The sequence below is a fragment of the Olivibacter sp. 47 genome (assembly GCF_030372825.1).
Taxonomy (GTDB): Bacteria; Bacteroidota; Bacteroidia; order Sphingobacteriales; family Sphingobacteriaceae; genus Olivibacter; species Olivibacter oleidegradans.
On the sequence record NZ_JAUCNR010000001.1, the window covers coordinates 1,632,996 to 1,650,709 of the forward strand.

The 17,714-nt window shown below is 40.2% G+C and carries 19 protein-coding genes; 9 read left to right on the forward strand and 10 right to left on the reverse strand.

Annotated features, from left to right (window positions below; all coding sequences use genetic code 11):
* Nucleotides 1–20 precede the first annotated feature (20 nt).
* Nucleotides 21–752 (forward strand): hypothetical protein, encoded by a 732-nt coding sequence (locus tag QT327_RS07270; RefSeq protein WP_130857892.1) that lies wholly within the window; start codon nucleotides 21–23, stop codon nucleotides 750–752.
* Here the strand turns inward: QT327_RS07270 and priA are convergent.
* Both priA and QT327_RS07280 read right to left on the reverse strand, forming a co-directional pair.
* Nucleotides 749–3,238, reverse strand: coding sequence for a replication restart helicase PriA (priA, locus tag QT327_RS07275; RefSeq protein WP_289552486.1), 2,490 nt, complete (start codon nucleotides 3,236–3,238; stop codon nucleotides 749–751). The genes QT327_RS07270 and priA overlap by 4 nt on opposite strands.
* Nucleotides 3,239–3,269: 31 nt before the next feature.
* Nucleotides 3,270–3,656, reverse strand: coding sequence for a DUF423 domain-containing protein (locus QT327_RS07280; RefSeq protein ID WP_013663636.1), 387 nt, complete (start codon nucleotides 3,654–3,656; stop codon nucleotides 3,270–3,272).
* A gap of 89 nt (nucleotides 3,657–3,745) precedes the next feature.
* On the opposite strand from QT327_RS07280, the gene QT327_RS07285 reads away from it, so the two are divergent.
* A complete protein-coding gene (locus tag QT327_RS07285) occupies nucleotides 3,746–6,400 on the forward strand; it encodes a hypothetical protein (RefSeq protein WP_289552487.1) in 2,655 nt (884 codons plus the stop codon).
* On the opposite strand, the gene tsaB is transcribed toward QT327_RS07285, so the two are convergent.
* From tsaB to mscL, 5 genes are all read right to left on the reverse strand, one after another.
* A complete protein-coding gene (gene tsaB, locus QT327_RS07290) occupies nucleotides 6,397–7,104 on the reverse strand; it encodes a tRNA (adenosine(37)-N6)-threonylcarbamoyltransferase complex dimerization subunit type 1 TsaB (RefSeq protein ID WP_130857889.1) in 708 nt (235 codons plus the stop codon). The genes QT327_RS07285 and tsaB overlap by 4 nt on opposite strands.
* Nucleotides 7,105–7,131: 27 nt before the next feature.
* A complete protein-coding gene (yidD, locus tag QT327_RS07295) occupies nucleotides 7,132–7,386 on the reverse strand; it encodes a membrane protein insertion efficiency factor YidD (protein WP_013663639.1) in 255 nt (84 codons plus the stop codon).
* On the reverse strand, nucleotides 7,349–7,753 hold the full coding sequence (locus QT327_RS07300; protein WP_130857888.1) for a ribonuclease P protein component: 405 nt from the start codon (nucleotides 7,751–7,753) through the stop codon (nucleotides 7,349–7,351). The genes yidD and QT327_RS07300 overlap by 38 nt, the downstream gene beginning before the upstream one ends.
* A 79-nt stretch (nucleotides 7,754–7,832) precedes the next feature.
* Nucleotides 7,833–7,991, reverse strand: coding sequence for a 50S ribosomal protein L34 (gene rpmH, locus QT327_RS07305; RefSeq protein WP_041387836.1), 159 nt, complete (start codon nucleotides 7,989–7,991; stop codon nucleotides 7,833–7,835).
* 452 nt (nucleotides 7,992–8,443) lie between these two features.
* A complete protein-coding gene (mscL, locus tag QT327_RS07310) occupies nucleotides 8,444–8,833 on the reverse strand; it encodes a large-conductance mechanosensitive channel protein MscL (RefSeq protein WP_013663642.1) in 390 nt (129 codons plus the stop codon).
* Nucleotides 8,834–9,016: 183 nt separating this feature from the next.
* Between mscL and rpoN the strand changes: the two genes are divergently transcribed.
* The 7 genes from rpoN (at nucleotide 9,017) to QT327_RS07345 (ending at nucleotide 16,071) form a co-directional block, all read left to right on the forward strand.
* On the forward strand, nucleotides 9,017–10,489 hold the full coding sequence (gene rpoN / locus QT327_RS07315) for an RNA polymerase factor sigma-54 (protein WP_013663643.1): 1,473 nt from the start codon (nucleotides 9,017–9,019) through the stop codon (nucleotides 10,487–10,489).
* Nucleotides 10,490–10,579: 90 nt separating this feature from the next.
* Nucleotides 10,580–11,449: a carbon-nitrogen hydrolase gene (locus QT327_RS07320; protein WP_013663644.1), complete on the forward strand. Its 870-nt coding sequence runs from the start codon at nucleotides 10,580–10,582 to the stop codon at nucleotides 11,447–11,449.
* Between the two features lies 1 nt (nucleotide 11,450).
* The gene (locus QT327_RS07325) at nucleotides 11,451–12,491 is read left to right on the forward strand and encodes an agmatine deiminase family protein (protein WP_289552490.1); all 1,041 of its coding nucleotides are present in this window, start codon (nucleotides 11,451–11,453) and stop codon (nucleotides 12,489–12,491) included.
* Nucleotides 12,492–12,513: 22 nt separating this feature from the next.
* The gene (locus QT327_RS07330) at nucleotides 12,514–12,945 is read left to right on the forward strand and encodes a Dabb family protein (RefSeq protein ID WP_013663646.1); all 432 of its coding nucleotides are present in this window, start codon (nucleotides 12,514–12,516) and stop codon (nucleotides 12,943–12,945) included.
* A gap of 216 nt (nucleotides 12,946–13,161) precedes the next feature.
* Nucleotides 13,162–14,262 (forward strand): glutamine-hydrolyzing carbamoyl-phosphate synthase small subunit, encoded by a 1,101-nt coding sequence (gene carA, locus QT327_RS07335; protein ID WP_013663647.1) that lies wholly within the window; start codon nucleotides 13,162–13,164, stop codon nucleotides 14,260–14,262.
* A gap of 114 nt (nucleotides 14,263–14,376) precedes the next feature.
* Entirely contained in the window at nucleotides 14,377–15,669 is a 1,293-nt protein-coding gene (gene eno, locus QT327_RS07340; protein WP_013663648.1) for a phosphopyruvate hydratase, read from the forward strand.
* A gap of 102 nt (nucleotides 15,670–15,771) precedes the next feature.
* Nucleotides 15,772–16,071, forward strand: a complete 300-nt coding sequence (locus tag QT327_RS07345; RefSeq protein WP_041387025.1) for an FtsB family cell division protein — start codon at nucleotides 15,772–15,774, stop codon at nucleotides 16,069–16,071.
* Nucleotides 16,072–16,109: 38 nt separating this feature from the next.
* On the opposite strand, the gene fabG is transcribed toward QT327_RS07345, so the two are convergent.
* The 3 genes from fabG to QT327_RS07360 form a co-directional block, all read right to left on the reverse strand.
* Nucleotides 16,110–16,853 (reverse strand): 3-oxoacyl-[acyl-carrier-protein] reductase, encoded by a 744-nt coding sequence (gene fabG, locus QT327_RS07350; RefSeq protein ID WP_041387837.1) that lies wholly within the window; start codon nucleotides 16,851–16,853, stop codon nucleotides 16,110–16,112.
* Between the two features lie 142 nt (nucleotides 16,854–16,995).
* Entirely contained in the window at nucleotides 16,996–17,382 is a 387-nt protein-coding gene (locus tag QT327_RS07355) for an acyl-CoA thioesterase (protein ID WP_041387838.1), read from the reverse strand.
* Between the two features lies 1 nt (nucleotide 17,383).
* A complete protein-coding gene (locus QT327_RS07360) occupies nucleotides 17,384–17,608 on the reverse strand; it encodes a cysteine-rich CWC family protein (RefSeq protein WP_083812267.1) in 225 nt (74 codons plus the stop codon).
* Nucleotides 17,609–17,714 lie beyond the last annotated feature (106 nt).

The following is a 17,714-nucleotide window of genomic DNA, read 5'->3' on the forward strand; positions in this document are numbered from 1 at the left end:
GGATCGTTAAATGTAATAACATGAGGAAAGTACTTTTGGCCTTAGTATTCTTTAGTATAAGTTTTCCATTGTGTGCGCAAATTACACGTATTGATACGCTAGCATACAAACCGATTCATATCCCCCAAAAGCAAGGACCTCGTTTTTCCGAGTTTTTATATTCAGTTGGATTACGAGCCTTCGCCTACGAACAATTCCCCAAAATACTGGACCAAACTACACGTGAACATTTTTATTCATCGGCATTTAATGGTTTATTTTTCAAGTTTAATGACAACCAAATAAGCTACCGAATCGCCGGCTCGTATTTCGACAAAGATGTTTCGCTCAATGGCAATTGCATCAATTGCAGTGGCAACGGAAACTTAAAAAACACAACCATCAAGATTGGGTTTGAAAAAAATATAACCTATACGCGTTTACAGCCTTACTTTGGTCTGGATCTCGGTTATACATACCAGAAATACAAAGGCTCATACATGAATGGCAGCGATATAAACGTTACAAATGATGCTGTTATCGATCGGAAAGATGCAATATTGGCGTCACCCTTTATCGGCCTAAAATTTAATATTATCCCTACAGTGACCATAGCCGCCGAGAGCAACCTAACCGTTGCTTACAGTTTTCAAAAAATAGAAATTGCCCACGATGAAACGACTGAAAAAAGACCAACTGAAAAAGGTTGGGAGTATTATTTCGGCCCTGTTGGCATCCTGAGTGTACAATTTAATTTTGGCAATCTATATTAATAAGGATCCACGTCCAGTTGCACAAAAACTCCTTTATTTGCCTTGTTACTTTCAAAAGTGATGAGTAGCTGGCGAAGAGCCGTCTTTACTTTTTGTATACTGGTTCCATCACGTTCGACTTTAATCAGCAGGGTATTAATAAAATAATTTCTGATGCGCGAAATGAGTGGCGTTTCAGGACCTAAAACCCGATTACCGAAGGCCTCCTTCAGTAAGGTACCCAAACGTTGGGCAGCATTATACGCCTCGTTTTGATCTTTGTGTTTTACGTCAATCTTAATCAATCGATAAAAAGGTGGGTAAGCATAATGTTTCCGCTCTTGAACCTCAGTCATAAACATCCCTTCATAATCATGATTTACGACCTGCTCGAGTACGCGATGCTGGGTTGCGTAAGCCTGTATAATAACATTTCCTGCGGAACTTCTCCTTCCGGCACGACCGCTTACTTGCGACAACAAAGAAAAGCTTCTTTCAAAAGCTCTGAAGTCGGGATAATTAATCAAGGCGTCTGCATTGATAATTCCAATAACGGTAACCTTACCAAAGTCCAATCCTTTTGCTACCATTTGGGTACCAACAAGCACATTGAACTGCTGCTCATCGAAGTCGGTAATTATCCGTTCGAAGCTATCCTTCCCCCTTGTGGAGTCCAAATCTAGACGGCCGATTTTGGCTTCCGGAATCAACATGGACAGTTCCTCTTCAATCCGCTCCGTGCCAAAACCTTTATTTTCTAAGTGCGTGGATCCGCAAGCAGGGCATACCTGTATCTGCTCTTCTTTAAATCCACAGTAATGGCAATGTAATTTGCCCGTACTCTTATGAAAAGTTAAACTAACATCACAATTTGTGCATTTCGGAGTATATCCACAAGTGCGGCACAACAGCATCGGGGTATACCCCCTTCTGTTCTGGAAAAGAATTACCTGCTCTTTATTATTTATTGCCTGCTTAATCTCATTTAATAACACTTCACTGAAATAAGACTGCAGTCGCTTATCACGACCTTCTTCCTTTAAGCTCACAATACGGATCGTCGGAAGCTTAGATTCACCATATCGTTGCGACAGAGTCACTAATCCATATTTGTTTGACTTGGCATTGTAATAGGTCTCAATAGAAGGTGTAGCAGACCCTAACAGCACTTTTGCATGATGTAAATGTCCAAGATAGACCGCCGTGTCCCTGGCATGATAACGAGGGGCGGGATCGAATTGCTTAAAAGAAATTTCGTGTTCTTCGTCTATAATGATCAAGCCCAGGTTTTGAAAAGGTAAAAAGACGGCCGATCGAGCACCTAAAATTACTCTAATCTCGCCCTTTAAAACTTTTTGCCATACTTCTGCCCGCTCATTATCATTAAAACGGGAATGATAGACCCCCACTTCCTGTCCGAAGTATATCCGGAGACGTTCTACTATTTGTGAAGTTAAAGCGATTTCGGGTAGAAGATACAGGATCGTGTTTCCTTGTGTAAGCGCCGCTTCAATAAGGCGAATATATAGCTGGGTCTTACCGGAAGCGGTAATACCGTGAAGTAACACGACGTCTTTTTCTAAAAACTGACGCTGTATTGATTCAATCGCCTCTTGCTGCGCTGCACTTAAATCAAAACCGGACTCCACGAAAACATCTTCACCATATAACCGGCTTACAACGCGCTCCTCAATGATAAAAACGCCTTTATCTATCAAAGCCTTTAAGGCCGACTGCCCACAGCCGCTTGCTTCCAATAATTCACTCTTTGCTATGTGCTCTTGTCTTTTACGCAACTGTAAATAAGCTAATACGGCATCTTGCTGTTTAGGGGCACGCTCTAAACTATCCAAAAGCAGATGCCGCTCCTCGCCCTGATCAAAAAAGGAGCTGAGAACGACGAACGCCTTTTTCTTTGGCTTGTAACGTTCCCGCAGCTCTTCAGATATGACAATGGCATCTTTATTAAACAGGCTTTTTAATATAGGGAACACCGTTTTTTGTCCTAACAACTTCATGATGTCGCTCACCTTCAGCTCGCCGGCCAAATCAAGAGCATCCAATATTAGAAATTCTTTATCATTCAGGGAAGTTCTGTCTACCAAAGCCAATCGATCGGATGCCATTACTTTCGTCTCGGAGGCCAGTTTGAAAACGGCCGGCATGGCAGCCTGCATGACCTCGCCTATATGACACATGTAATAGTCGCTCACCCAATCCCAAAGCTTCAACTGATCTGCAGTAACGACCGGTGAATCATCTAAAACATCCAATATATATTTCGCCTCATAGCGTTCGGGTGCTTTTGATGATATAGCATAGACAATTGCAGCGTATATCTTACTTTTTCCAAATTGTACGATAACCCTTTTCCCAACAGCCACCGACGACGTCAGTTCATAAGGTACACGATAAGTGTAAGTTTTCGAAATAGCTAATGGCAGTATAACATCAACAAACTTTGTAGTTCTTTCCTGTTGATGTCCTTCCGCCTGAAGTTCTAACATAAATAATAAGATTATAAAAATGTGGAGCCAACTACCTCCCTTTCAGGGTAGCTAAAAACAAACTGGCCCAACCTAAGATGAAGGCCAATCCTCCCAAGGGTGTTATAGGCCCCAAAATATGTGTGGCACTGATTCCCGTTAGCTCACGTGTAGATAACAAATACAATGAGCCCGAGAAGAAAAATATACCGATTGTAAAAGCAATATAGGAAAGATTGATCAATATGTTCTTTGCGCGCGAAAAAGTAGCTAAAAAGAGAAGGGCTAACGTATGGTAAAATTGATAGTTAACGGCCGTATGCCAATTATCCAGGCTCTGGTCGCTTATTCGACCCGAAAGACCATGTGCACCAAATGCCCCCAAAACAACCGCTATCATCCCAAAAAAAGCAGCTGTAAGTATAATACGTTTGTTCATGTAGTCAGTTCAGTTTTATCCGCTAATTTAATAAACCTATTACATATTCGCTTGGTGCGATGTTAATTTTTTAACTTTGCTTATATCCCATGAGAAAGCTAATAATAATTACCAGCATATTATTCGTTGCAGTAATTGCAGCGGCCATACTATATTTTACAAGTTTACAAAGTAATAGTCGCAATCAAAACAACGCTTTGGCCTATATCCCGGCAGATGCCGCTTTTTTGGTATCTTTCCAAAACGATAAGTCTTTCTATAACATCTTCAACGATTTTAAAATCTTTGAAGCAATCCTTGGCAAGGAAACACAACATGAACTTAGCTATCTACATAAACAGTTTTTAAAGAGTCCTGACTTTTCGGAACCTACGACGAAGCAAACGCTCTATTTTTCTTTTCATCCCACAAAGGACCGCATCAACTGGCTATTGACGATTCCTTTTAAAACAAAATTGACGCCCGAAAACGCCGCCTCTATGCTGCAGAAAAACCTGGAAGGTGTGGGAACAATTACAGCCGATTCAACATCTTCTTATCTCTATAGCATTAAAATACGAGCGCTTGACAATTCCTTTTACGTCGCCTTTAGATCAGGAGTAGCGTTTTTCAGCCATCAACGTGATTTAATTGCTCGGGCCACAGACGATAAAGCGACACATCTATCGGCCGATTTTCTTCAAGAATTAGCCAAAAATGGGCATAAGAACGACAATTCCATACTTAACCTTCATTTGAACCATAGCGAAGTGTTTAAGTTCGTTAATAACTTAATAAGAACAAAACCGGGCAATAACATACAATTATTGGAAGGACTGAAGGGCATGTCATCGCTGAATATGAATTTCAAAAGTGATGCCCTCATGTTTAGCGGGTTGAGTAGTATGGACCATGCCACGGCGAAGGGTAATTACCTATCGATCTACGCCAAGCAGTCGGCTGTAGAAGGCGAGCTGAAGCGAGTGCTCCCGGCAAACACCGCAGCTTATGCCGCCTTTGCCCTTTCTAACTATAAGGGCTTCCATCAAGAATTGACTGAACTGCTAAAAAAACGCAATCAATTAAATCGAATCAATGACCAACTAGCACTGATAAAGTCGTCTAAAAAAATCGATCTCGATACAGCCTTATTAAATCAGTGGGGCAATGAATTCGCATCGATTGAGTTAAACACAAGGGAAACTTTAGGAATTATTAAAGTGAAGGACTCACTTATTTTCGAAAGAAATATGGAAAAACTCACCACTGCCGTTACAGAAGATATACGCAGGTTCGACAATTCCAATCTATTGTATTATTCGTTTGGTGATCCGATGCTTCCCTTTCAACGGCCATACTTCACCTTAATCAATAATTATTTAATTTGTGCCAACACCATTAGCACGCTTCAGCAACTCAGAAAACAATATGAAGAAAAGCAACTCTTAATAAATACCATTCCCTTTATAGAATTCAGCCGACTGCAGGCAAACAAATCTAATGTCACGTTCTTTATTCATAACGAAAACGCAAAACTGAATATCAAGCGACTTTTAAAGCCGGCATTTGAGAAGGTGTACAACGATACGGCAAATTTCAATTTTAAAGATTTTCAGGCATTTTCTTTTCAACTGAGCGGATACAATGGGAATTTCTACAGCAATTTAAGCGCAAAATACCTTTCTGCTGATAAGTCGAATTTACAAGCGGAGTGGGTTGCCGATTTGAGCAGTGAAATTGCCTATCCCCCCAGCGTTTGGACTTATACCGACAGTACGAACTTTATTGTTACGCAGGATAAAAGCAATAGATTGTACGCCTTCTCAACCGAAGGTAAAGAGTTGTGGAGAACTTCTTTGTCAGGACCGATCCTTGGGCCTATTTCCCAGCTTCCTGATAAAAGTTTGGTTTTCAACACAGCGGAACGACTGTATAGATTTGCTCCCAGTGGCTCTCCTATGTTTGGCTTCCCCATTGTGCTAAACCATCCCGCAACGGCTGGTATGGCCCTATTTCGTGTCAATAAGGATTATGAAAAAATATTCATTCCAGCCGAGCAACGGATTCTTGGCTATGACAGTAATGGAAAAGAATTACCCGAATGGAAGAACAAAACTGTTAAGGGCCATATTTTATTTAACTTGAAAACGGCACTTTTAGAAGACTTCAATTATGTAATAGCGCTGACAAGCAGTGGTCAGGTCTACTTATTCAATCATAACGGCAATTTAGTTTCGTTACTTGAAAGCACGGGCAACGATGTTTTTCGGAATAACTTTGGCGTAGAAACAAACCCAAGCGACCAATCTGAATCACGAATTGTTACAACCGATACAAGCGGCATGCTAGTAAGTTTTTACTTCGATAAAAGACAAACCAAAACGAGCCTCGGAAAATGGACGGAAAACTTTCATTTTGCTACCGAAAACATACAGGGCGACAGCATTCCTGAGCTTATATTTGCTGATGATCGACAGCTTTATGCCTACTCAAGTAAAGACAGTACGCTCTTATTCAGTCATAATTTCAATACCGAAATTGCAGGACCTCCCTTATTTTTTCCGTCAGCCAACAAAACGCATACCATTGGTATAACCACTAATGCCAAGCTTTTGTACGTATTTGAAGACGATGGCTCAATCGCTAAGGGCTTTCCGTTGGAAGGGTATGCTCCGTTCTATTTTGGCGGATTGAAGAACGATGGACATAGGTACGCGCTAATCAGTAAGGATGGCCGTAAATTAGCAGCTTATAAGTTAGACTAAGACTTTAAGTGCTTTTTTGGCGTGGTCGGAATAAAATCTTTTAAGTAAAAAGGTTCAAAATACGCGACATCTTCGAATGCCTCACAGTGCCACTTTCGACAAGATTCATCAACAAGATATTTTGCCGAGTTCAGAAAATTACCGGACACTACGACCGTTTCGTTTCCTTCAAACAGCGATGAAAATTTGTTAGCGCCATCACCAAAAAGAACAATCTTTTGTTGTCGCTCCGAGAACTCCTCAAAAGAATCCGCGCCAATAATCCGAGCCTCAACAGGTCGGATTTGATTCCCTTGCCCACTGTAGATGGCTGAGTAAACTTCCATCCTTCGTGCATCAATCATTGGACAAAAGAAAAGATCCGATTGTCCGCTCGTTTTAGCAACCGTTGAGCTGAATCCTTTAAACATCGCTTCCAAGGTATCAACAGCAATTAGCGGGATGTCTAAGGCAAAACAAATGCCCTTTGCCGTGGACACGCCAATACGCAAACCCGTATAAGATCCCGGGCCCTTACTGATTGCCACAGCATCCAAATCGTTAATTTTACAATTCGCTTGGTTTAAAACCTGGTGAATAAAAACCGTTAATTTCGAAGCATGAATATTAGGTTCATGCCGGTCTATAGAGGCTCGCACTACCCCATCAGTGCTTAGCGCTACAGAGCAAACCGATGTTGCCGTTTCAATATGTAAAATATTCATTTTCTAAAAAACATTCAAGCTATTCCGTCAAGGTACAGGATCATGTCCATGCCCACCCCAAGGATGACATCGGCCAATACGTTTTAATGTCAACCACCCACCTTTAAATGGGCCATGTTTTTTAATTGCATCTATACCATACTGAGAACAGGTGGGTGTATACCTACAAGTTCCGGGAAATAAAGGAGAAATAAATAATCGGTACGCTTTGATTAACATTAAAAAAATGAAACCTATTATGCTTTTAATTCCCCTTTGCCATATGATGCGTATTATATTCATGCTGAATTTTCGCTAATGCAATCCCCATTCGCTTATGAATAGTTTGATAATCGAGGATTTCCTTGCCTATATATTGGAAAGCAAGCAATAGTTCCTCCTCATGGTGCGTGATAAAAGTATGCAGAATATGCTTTTGTAGCCTATACGCCTCCCTGGTACGTCGCTTTAAAAGATTTCGGTCAACCGCTCGTTTAAAACGACGCTTTGGAACGGAAACAACAATTTGAATAGGATGTGGAAGGTGTTGGCTTGGTAAAAAAGAAATTCTGTATGGGTATAAAATAAAGGAAGAACCACTTTGAAAAAGCTTCGTTAGAAGTTTTTTGTTACAAAGTCGTTCTTCCTTTTTGAATGTGTATCTCACCATAAATACCAAATGCTATTTATTATACAGCGAAACCGGCGCTGGCTTCGGCGTAAAAAAGCAAGGTACCGGAGAAATAAACTTATGCTTTGTGACGACGTTCGTCAGAAACAGTCAATTTTTTTCTGCCTTTTGCTCTTCTGGAAGCTAATACTCTACGACCATTAGCAGTGGCCATACGCTCCCTAAAACCGTGCTTATTTCTTCTTTTACGTTGCGAAGGTTGAAATGTTCTTTTCATTACTATTAATTTTATATTTTTAAGCTGCCCCTGTATTATGAGGAGTAGCACCCTATACATCTTTCTGTTCTTAAAACAAGATCGCAAAGGTAAGGCTTATTCCTTAATATTCAAACCTAAATAAATTTATTTTTCATGCAAAACAATGGCTTCTACATAGAAAATGAATTTATTTTGCTCTTTTCCGCTATTTGAAGGCTATTTTATAGCGGAAATATATTATTAAAATAGATTCCTATACTGGTTGTCCATACCTGTCGAGCTGAAATATGTGAGCGAAAAATACCCGGTCGATCCGTCATCAAATTATCTTGCCTGCTTTATTTATATTATCTTAAGCGCCGAGCAGGATCTTACACCGTCATCATTATCTACCGGGCTGGAGCCGGCGGGCAATGATGGGCTTTTATCAGTCCACTATGCGTCTTGGGTGCTTCAAAGTATAAAAAACATCAATTCTTAGTTTTTAATATATCCCTGATTTCTGCCAAAAGAACTTCCTCCTTGCTAGGTACAGGCGGTGCGGACGGGGCAGCTTCTTCCTTCTTCTTCAACGAATTAATTCCCTTTATGATTAGGAAAAGGGCAAAAGCAACAATAATAAAGGAAATTACCTGCGACAAAAAGTTGCCATATTTAATTGCCGTCCCCGGAATCACCAGTTCAGACAAATTTTTCAAATTGGCGGCCTCCAAAGCCGGGGTAAGAATAGCGGGTGTAATGATATCTTCCACCAGGGAACTTACGATTTTTCCAAATGCTCCTCCGATGATAACACCGACAGCTAAATCAACCACATTGCCACGCATGGCAAATTCTTTAAATTCTTTTGCGAAACCCATATTTCGTGTTTTTAGTTCAACATTTCTGTAACACTAAAGTAAATATTTTTGTTTATTCAAATAAAAATTTAAGCAAATAAATAGTATTTTAATACCAAAGGGATCGCCTTATCGTTTAAAAAATCTGTACTTTTGCACCAAAGGGTGCTGATCATAAAGCAATAATGTACCCATTAATTTGATATGCTAAAACAAAGTTTACAGCAAAAATTACTTCAAAAATTATCACCGCAGCAAATCCAGTTCATTAAGCTGCTGCAGGTACCAACGGTATCATTGGACGCCCGTATTAAGGAAGAGCTTGAGGAAAATCCTGCGCTGGAAGACATGAGCTTAACGAACATGAACGAACCGGCAGAAGAATACCCCGACAAAGATCCCGAGGACAATTATAATGAAGAAGAACAAGGAAGTGAAGGGGACGAGTTTAACGTAGATGATTACCTGCAAGAAGAAGATGTTAACGATTATGGAAATAATCTTAACAATAGCAGCGATGATGAGGAAGACCGAAAAGAAATGCCCATTGCTATTCAAAATTCTTTTTTTGAAAATCTGCAACAACAACTTGATTTGCTGGCACTGAACGACAAAGACTTTTTAATTGGCCAACAGATAATCGGCAGCCTAGACGACGACGGTTATCTTCGGAGACCTATACTATCTTTAATAGATGACTTGGCATTTTCACAAAACGTCATGGCAACAGAGGAGGAGGTTGAAGAAATTCTAAAAATCATTCAAACATTTGATCCTGCCGGTGTAGGCGCCCGTGATTTGCAAGAATGTCTACTAATCCAACTCAGAAAAAAAGATCAGGACAACCCCGTCATTCGGGAAGCTATTTTAGTGGTAGAGAATTATCTAGATGAGTTTACAAGAAAACACTATGATAAGCTTGAAAAAGCGTTGAACATCAATTCCGACGAATTAAAAAAAATTGTAGATGAAATTTTAAAGCTAAACCCAAAACCTGGTGACGCCGGATCTGCTTCTGAAAAGCAACTGCATATTATACCTGATTTTCATATTACGAACAATGACGGCATACTGATTCTTACGCTGAACGCGCAAAATGCCCCCGAGCTGCGCGTAAGCCGATCTTATCAGGAAATGTTCGAACACTACGACAAGGCAGCTCAAAAGGATAAAAAAATGAAGGAGGCTGTTCAGTTTGTAAAACAAAAGCTCGATTCTGCAAAATGGTTCATTGATGCTATTAAGCAGCGCCAACAGACCTTATTGAAAACCATGAATGCGATTATGAATTATCAATACACCTATTTTCTGACGGGTGACGAGCGTAACTTGAAGCCAATGATCTTGAAAGATATTGCTGATAAAATCGACATGGATATTTCAACGGTTTCGAGAGTAGCCAATTCAAAGTATGTTCAGACAGAATTTGGCACTTTTTTATTAAAGTCGTTCTTTTCAGAGGCCATTCAAACGGATAGCGGTGAAGAGGTATCAAATAAGGAAGTTAAGAAAATCCTCGAGGAGTGCATAGCTAATGAAGACAAAAGAAAACCTTTAGCCGATGAAAAGTTAACGGAGATTTTGAAAGAAAAGGGTTATACAATTGCTCGCCGTACAGTAGCCAAATATCGCGAAGCGATGAATATTCCAGTTGCGAGGTTGCGAAAAAAGCTTTAAAATCACCCGTGGCATTGGGGGAAAAAACTGGCTTCGGGAAACTAAAAGCATGCTTTAAACACGATTTAGAATTCAAAAAAATATCATTACATGTCTAAGGTTAAAATAGGAACTGTTCAAATGAGCTGTGTAGCCGATAAAGCTACCAACTTGGCAAAAGCCATTGAACAAGTAAAAGTGGCAGCGGAAAAAGGAGCACAAATTATATGTTTACAGGAGTTGTTCACGTCACTGTACTTTTGTGATGAAGAAAACTATGATAACTTCGTCTTGGCTGAAGCAATCCCGGGACCATCTACCGATGCATTGAGTAAAGTAGCAGCCGAATACCAGGTTGTTATCATCGCTTCACTCTTTGAAAAAAGAGCGCAGGGTCTTTACCATAACACAACCGCGGTAATCGATGCAGATGGAACCTATCTAGGCAAATACCGCAAAATGCATATTCCGGACGATCCGGGTTTCTACGAAAAATTTTACTTTACTCCCGGAGACCTCGGCTACAAAGTTTTTAAAACGAAATTTGCAAAAATAGGCATTTTAATTTGCTGGGATCAGTGGTATCCGGAGGCTGCTAGAATCACTGCGCTGATGGGTGCTGAATTACTTTTTTATCCAACGGCAATTGGTTGGGCTCTTACGCAGGATGCGGGAACCAATGAAGAACAATATAATGCGTGGCAAACGATACAACGCTCGCACGCTATAGCAAACGGCATCCCGGTGGTTTCCGTTAACCGCGTTGGAATTGAGGCGGGTGTTCGTTTTTGGGGAGGTTCTTTTATTGCCAACCCTTTCGGTGCTTTAGTTTATAAGGCCTCGCATGAAGATGAAGAGACGGTTGTAACGGAAGTCGACCTCAACCAATCTGATTATTATCGATCCCATTGGCCATTTTTGCGAGACAGAAGGATTGACAGCTACGAATCGATAACAAAAAGATTTATTGACGAAGAGTAAAATGAATTACCCTAAAGATAAAGGCTATTTTTTTCCTGCCGAATGGCATAAACATCGGGCAACATGGTTGAGCTGGCCGCATAAGGAAGCTAGCTGGCCGGGCAAAATAGACACTATATATAGACCCTACTGCAAATTCATCAAGGCGATATCAGCAGGAGAACAGGTATGCATCAATGTCGGGAGTGAAAAGCTAAAACAAGAGGCTACAGAACAATTAGAAAAAGAAGGCGTGGATCTAAGTAAGATTTCGTTTTTTGACCACCCCACTAATGATGCTTGGTGCCGCGACCATGGGCCTGCGTTCCTGATCAACCCGCATGCAGACATACCCAAAGTCATTGTAGATTGGGGATACAATGCCTGGGGCGGCAAATATCCGCCTTTTGATTTAGACGATGTTATACCTACCCTTATTGGGAAAGCGTTAAACCTTCCCGTAGTTCATCCACAAATCGTCATGGAGGGTGGTTCAGTAGACTTTAATGGTACAGGGACCTTATTAACGACTACATCTTGTTTGTTAAACCCAAATAGAAACCCGCATCTCAATCAACATGAAATTGAAGCGTATCTCTATCAGTATTACGGTGTGGAGCAAGTCCTTTGGCTGGGAGATGGTATCGTTGGAGACGATACAGACGGACATATTGATGATATTACCCGTTTTGTGAATGATAGTACCGTTGTTACCGTAATAGAAGAAAACAAAAGTGATGAGAATTATGCTCTTTTGCAGGATAATTTAAATCTTTTGAAGGAGATGCGTTTACTCAACGGAAAACAGTTGGATATCATCGAATTGCCTATGCCCGCTCCTGTCATTCATGAAGATCAGCGCTTGCCTGCGTCCTATGCTAATTTTTATATCAGCAATGCAGCGGTTGTTGTGCCTACCTACCGTGACAAGAATGATCAAAAGGCACTGGATATCTTAGCTGATTGCTTCCCACACCATCATGTAATCGGTATTGACAGTACGGATGTAATATGGGGGCTTGGTAGCTGGCATTGCCTTAGCCAACAAGAACCGGAAGTATAACATGGCAACTAATAAATAAATAATGAAAAGGCGTCTCTTTATTAAACGATCATCGGGCTTAGTAGCAGCCATAGCTGCGACTCCTATGCTAACACAAGCCGGCATTAATAACCATATCAGTAAAAACATGAGCAAAAACAAACAGGAAGTTATTACGCACTACGTTCTTTTCTGGTTAAAAAAAGGACTATCTGAAAAAGAAATTAATGATTTCACCGGATTTTTCGAAGAACTGCGAAAAGTGCCGAATATCAAATCGCTCCACTATGGCAAAGCAGCAAATAGCACACCACGGGATGTAGTGGACAATAGCTTTACCTATAATTTATTGGTATATTTTAATTCGCTTGAAGATTTGGAGACCTATGGAACGCATCCAATTCATTTGAAAGCAATTGAACAATACAGTCAATATTGGGAAAAGGTGGTCGTACATGATTCGGTTCTTAAATAGCTTTTTATTTTTTTCGCGGATATGATAAATTTTGCGTATCTTTGTCCCTCGTGAAAATTGAAGTAAGCGGCTTCATATCCTTATCGATTTTAACCGGATTTATTCCGGCACACCCATTATTTTTTATTCATATTAAAAGTCTATCGGCCTCTAAAGGCCGTTTTTTTTGTATGGATGATCAGAAGGAAACAAAGAACATAAATCAGTATATAAAAAATGAGTAATTACACTAAACTGCCTGCAATTTTACTTTTAGAAGATGGCACAGTTTACCATGGTAAAGCTGCCGGAAAAATTGGCACCACTACCGGAGAAATCTGTTTTAATACCGGTATGACAGGTTACCAGGAAATTTTTACGGATCCTTCTTACTTTGGCCAAATCATGGTAACCACAAATGCGCACATTGGTAACTACGGAACCGCTGAGGAAGAGATCGAGTCAAATCAAATACAGATTGCAGGACTTGTTTGTAAAAATTACAGTGTGCCCTTTAGTCGTAAACTTGCAAAGGAATCAATACAGGGTTATTTCCAGGATGGAAATTTGGTTGGAATTTCGGATGTTGACACTCGCGCACTCGTAAGACATATCAGAAATAAGGGAGCCATGAATGCTATTATTTCTTCTGAAATACTAGACATTGATGCGCTCAAAGCAAAACTGAAAGAAGTGCCTTCTATGGAGGGACTGGAACTTTCGACACAAGTGTCTACTAAACAAGCTTATCACTTCGGGGATGAAAATGCTCGTTACCGGGTTGCCGTACTTGATTTGGGCGTAAAGAAAAATATACTACGCAATTTTTGCGATAGAGATGTATATGTCAAAGTGTTTCCTGCTAAAACTACGTTTGCCGAAATGGAAAGCTGGACTCCTGACGGCTACTTCATTTCCAACGGTCCCGGAGACCCTGCCGCAATGCCATATGCACTGGAAACCGTTAAAGAAATACTAAAAGCCGACAAACCTATGTTTGGCATCTGCTTAGGCCATCAACTATTAGCTTTAGCTAATGGAATTAGAACAGAAAAAATGTTCAATGGTCATCGTGGCATCAACCATCCTGTCAAAAACATCATCGCGGATCGATGTGAAATCACAAGCCAAAACCACGGCTTTGGGGTCGTAGCCGATGACGTGCGTAATTCGGATACAGTTGAAATTACGCATGTTAACTTAAACGACAAATCGATTGAAGGGATTCGCGTAAAGGGGAAAAAAGCATTCTCTGTTCAGTACCACCCGGAATCGTCGCCAGGCCCACATGATTCAAGATATCTTTTTGACGATTTCACAGCCATGCTGACAGCGTAAATTAAGGTGGTTTAATTTTGTTATTAAGCTGTAAAAGAATATATTTGAAATAGAATACGCTTCGTGTAAAAAAGACACGAAGCTAGCTCAAACCCATATTAAAAAAAATTCAAAATGAGTTCAATTATTGATGTACATGCGCGGCAGATATTAGATTCGCGCGGAAACCCAACAGTAGAAGTAGATGTAACAACTGAGAACGGTTTCGTTGGACGTGCAGCTGTTCCTTCCGGCGCGTCTACGGGAATGCATGAAGCGGTAGAATTGCGCGATGGCGATAAATCAAGATATTTAGGGAAAGGGGTATTGAAAGCTGTCGAGAATGTAAATACTAAAATCGCAGAAGCTTTAAGAGGTATCGACGTTTTCGAACAAAACGCGATAGATAAAATCATGATTGAGCTGGATGGCTCTGAAAATAAAGGAAACTTAGGTGCGAACGCTATTCTAGGCGTCTCTTTAGCCGTTGCAAAAGCCGCAGCACAAGAAAGTCGTCAACCCCTATATAGATATATTGGCGGTGTGAATGCAAACACTTTACCGATCCCAATGATGAATATTATTAATGGCGGATCGCACTCCGATGCACCTATTGCATTTCAAGAGTTTATGATCATGCCTGTTGGTGCGCCCTCTTTTTCTGAAGCGCTTCGTTGGGGAGCAGAGGTCTTTCACAATCTAAAGTCGATCTTACACGATAGAGGCTTGTCAACCGCGGTAGGCGATGAAGGTGGTTTCGCTCCGACCTTTGATGGAACAGAGGATGCGATCGAGACGATTCTAAAAGCGATCGAAAAAGCTGGTTATAAACCAGGCGATCAAATTTGCTTGGCGCTTGATTGTGCTTCATCAGAATTCTATAAAGATGGTCAATATGACTACACAAAATTTGAGGGAGATAAAGGGGCCGTACGTAGCAGTGCAGAACAAGCGGACTATTTGGCACAATTAACAGAGAAATATCCTATTATTTCAATTGAAGATGGTATGGCCGAAGACGATTGGAATGGCTGGAAATTGTTAACCGAGAAAATTGGTGCAAGAGTTCAATTAGTAGGCGATGATTTATTCGTTACAAATGTAAAACGCCTTCAACAGGGAATTGACAACGATACAGCGAACTCTATTTTGGTGAAAGTAAATCAGATAGGTTCTTTAACAGAAACTATCGATGCGGTTAGCTTAGCACAAACGAATAGTTACACATCAGTTATGTCGCATCGTTCGGGCGAAACTGAAGATAACACTATTGCAGACTTAGCAGTTGCATTGAACTGTGGACAAATCAAGACAGGTTCAGCATCCCGTTCTGATCGGATGGCGAAATATAATCAATTATTACGTATTGAAGAAGAGTTAGGCAGTAATGCTAAGTTTTTAGGAAAAAGCTTCAAATTTGCTAAATAAACAACTTTTAGCAGTTAATAAAAGACCTGTAATCAAATTGATTGCAGGTCTTTTTTATTGTAAAATTTTATGCTTAGGTTTGCAATGGAAAGGAGCACAGACATGAAACAATTAATCAACATTGCTAGAAACAAATACATCATTGCAACTATCGCATTTATTGTCTGGATGCTTTTCTTTGACCGAAATGATATCACTTCCCAGTACAAATATCAATCGCAGTTAAAAAATTTAAAGGATGAAAAAGAGTTCTATATACGGGAAACAGCCATCGTGAAAAAAGACTTGGAGGAACTTACCTCCAATCTTACAAGACTTCAAAAATTTGCGCGAGAAAAATATTTGATGAAAAAAGACAACGAAGACATCTTTATCATTGAAAATAGCAAGCCTAGCGAATAGGCTTACTGTTTGTGCTCGTTCTCGTCACTGTACCTTTCTTACAACATACCCCCACAAACGGAGATTACCTGACCATTTATATAAGAAGATAAATCTGAAGCTAGAAATAAGCAAGCATTTGCGACGTCTTCTGTTTCTCCTGCACGCTTTAGTGGTATATTTGCTTCCCAACCTTCTACAACTTTCGGGTCCAGTACATCGGTCATTTCTGTTCGGATAAATCCTGGAGCTATTACATTGGTTCTTATATTACGCGACCCCAATTCCTTTGCCATTGATTTGGAAAAACCAATGATTCCGGCCTTGGACGCCGCATAGTTTGCTTGCCCTGCATTTCCCTGCACACCAACTACTGAACTCATGTTTATGATAGAACCTTTTCTAGCCTTCATCATAACCTTCGAAACGGCCTTTGTTACATTAAAAACAGACTTTAAATTAACATCAATAACCTCATCCCAATTTTCTTCTGTCATACGCATCAACAAACCATCTTTGGTTATACCGGCATTGTTCACCACAATGTCTATAGTACCAAATTCCTTCACAACATTACCTATAAGCTCCTCTGCTTCATCAAACTTGGATGCATCTGAACGATATCCTTTAACCTTCGTACCAAAGGATTGCAGCTCCTCTTCCAGCGCTTGCCCTTTTTCAACTGAAGACAGATACGTAAAAGCCACATTGGCTCCCTGTTCGGCAAACTTCTCAGCTATTTTTCTACCAATACCTTTGGACGCACCGGTCACCAATGCCGTTTTTCCTTCGAGTAATTTCATTCGTTGTATTCTTAAAATTTTAGACGCTAAAAATAAGATATTCCTGACAACTTTGGAATAAGCTGCCATTAATTTATTGTGAGACTGATTGCATGCAATCGTGAACTTGCAAAACCTAGCGAATGGCTAATATAAAATGGAGCTAGTCTAGAACAGGTATTGGGTTCTTATCTTGATCGATTGCTACGAAAGTGAAAGTTCCTTTTATAGCGATTTCGCGATGTTCTTCGTACATCTGCTCGACAAAGATTTCCACCCCTATTTTTAAACTTGTACGTCCTACTTTTTCTACTTTTCCAATGAGTTCAACAATGGTACCTGCCGGTATTGGCTTTGTAAAATCAATCCGGTCAGAGGAAACAGTGACCAATCGCTTTCTACAAAAACGTGTTCCGGTAATGAAAGCAACTTCATCCATTAAAGCCATAGCCGTTCCACCGTATAGTGTATCATAGTGATTCGTTGTATTAGGAAAAACAGCTTTAAAAATACTTGTCTCTGATTGTTTTATTTTTTCTTCCAGGGTCATTTTATAGTTCATTCGTTTCTATATATTCTTGCTTCAACGCTTGCAAGCACGCTGCGCAGAGACAATTATCGTATCGTTCACTTATATATTGTACCTCATTGACAGACAGCTCCACGGCGCTGCATTGACATTTGGAATACGAGTTTGCCCGACATTCGATCGAGGTGCCACAACGTTCACAGAGAACAATTTCATGTTTGACGAAAGTTGATTTCAAGGTTTCCAAACTTAGACAAATTGCATTTTATATGCAAGATGAATACCGTATATAAAATTGATTATTCATCGTGGGAAAAATTTACCTAAAAAAAGCTCCCAAGATGATTCTTAGG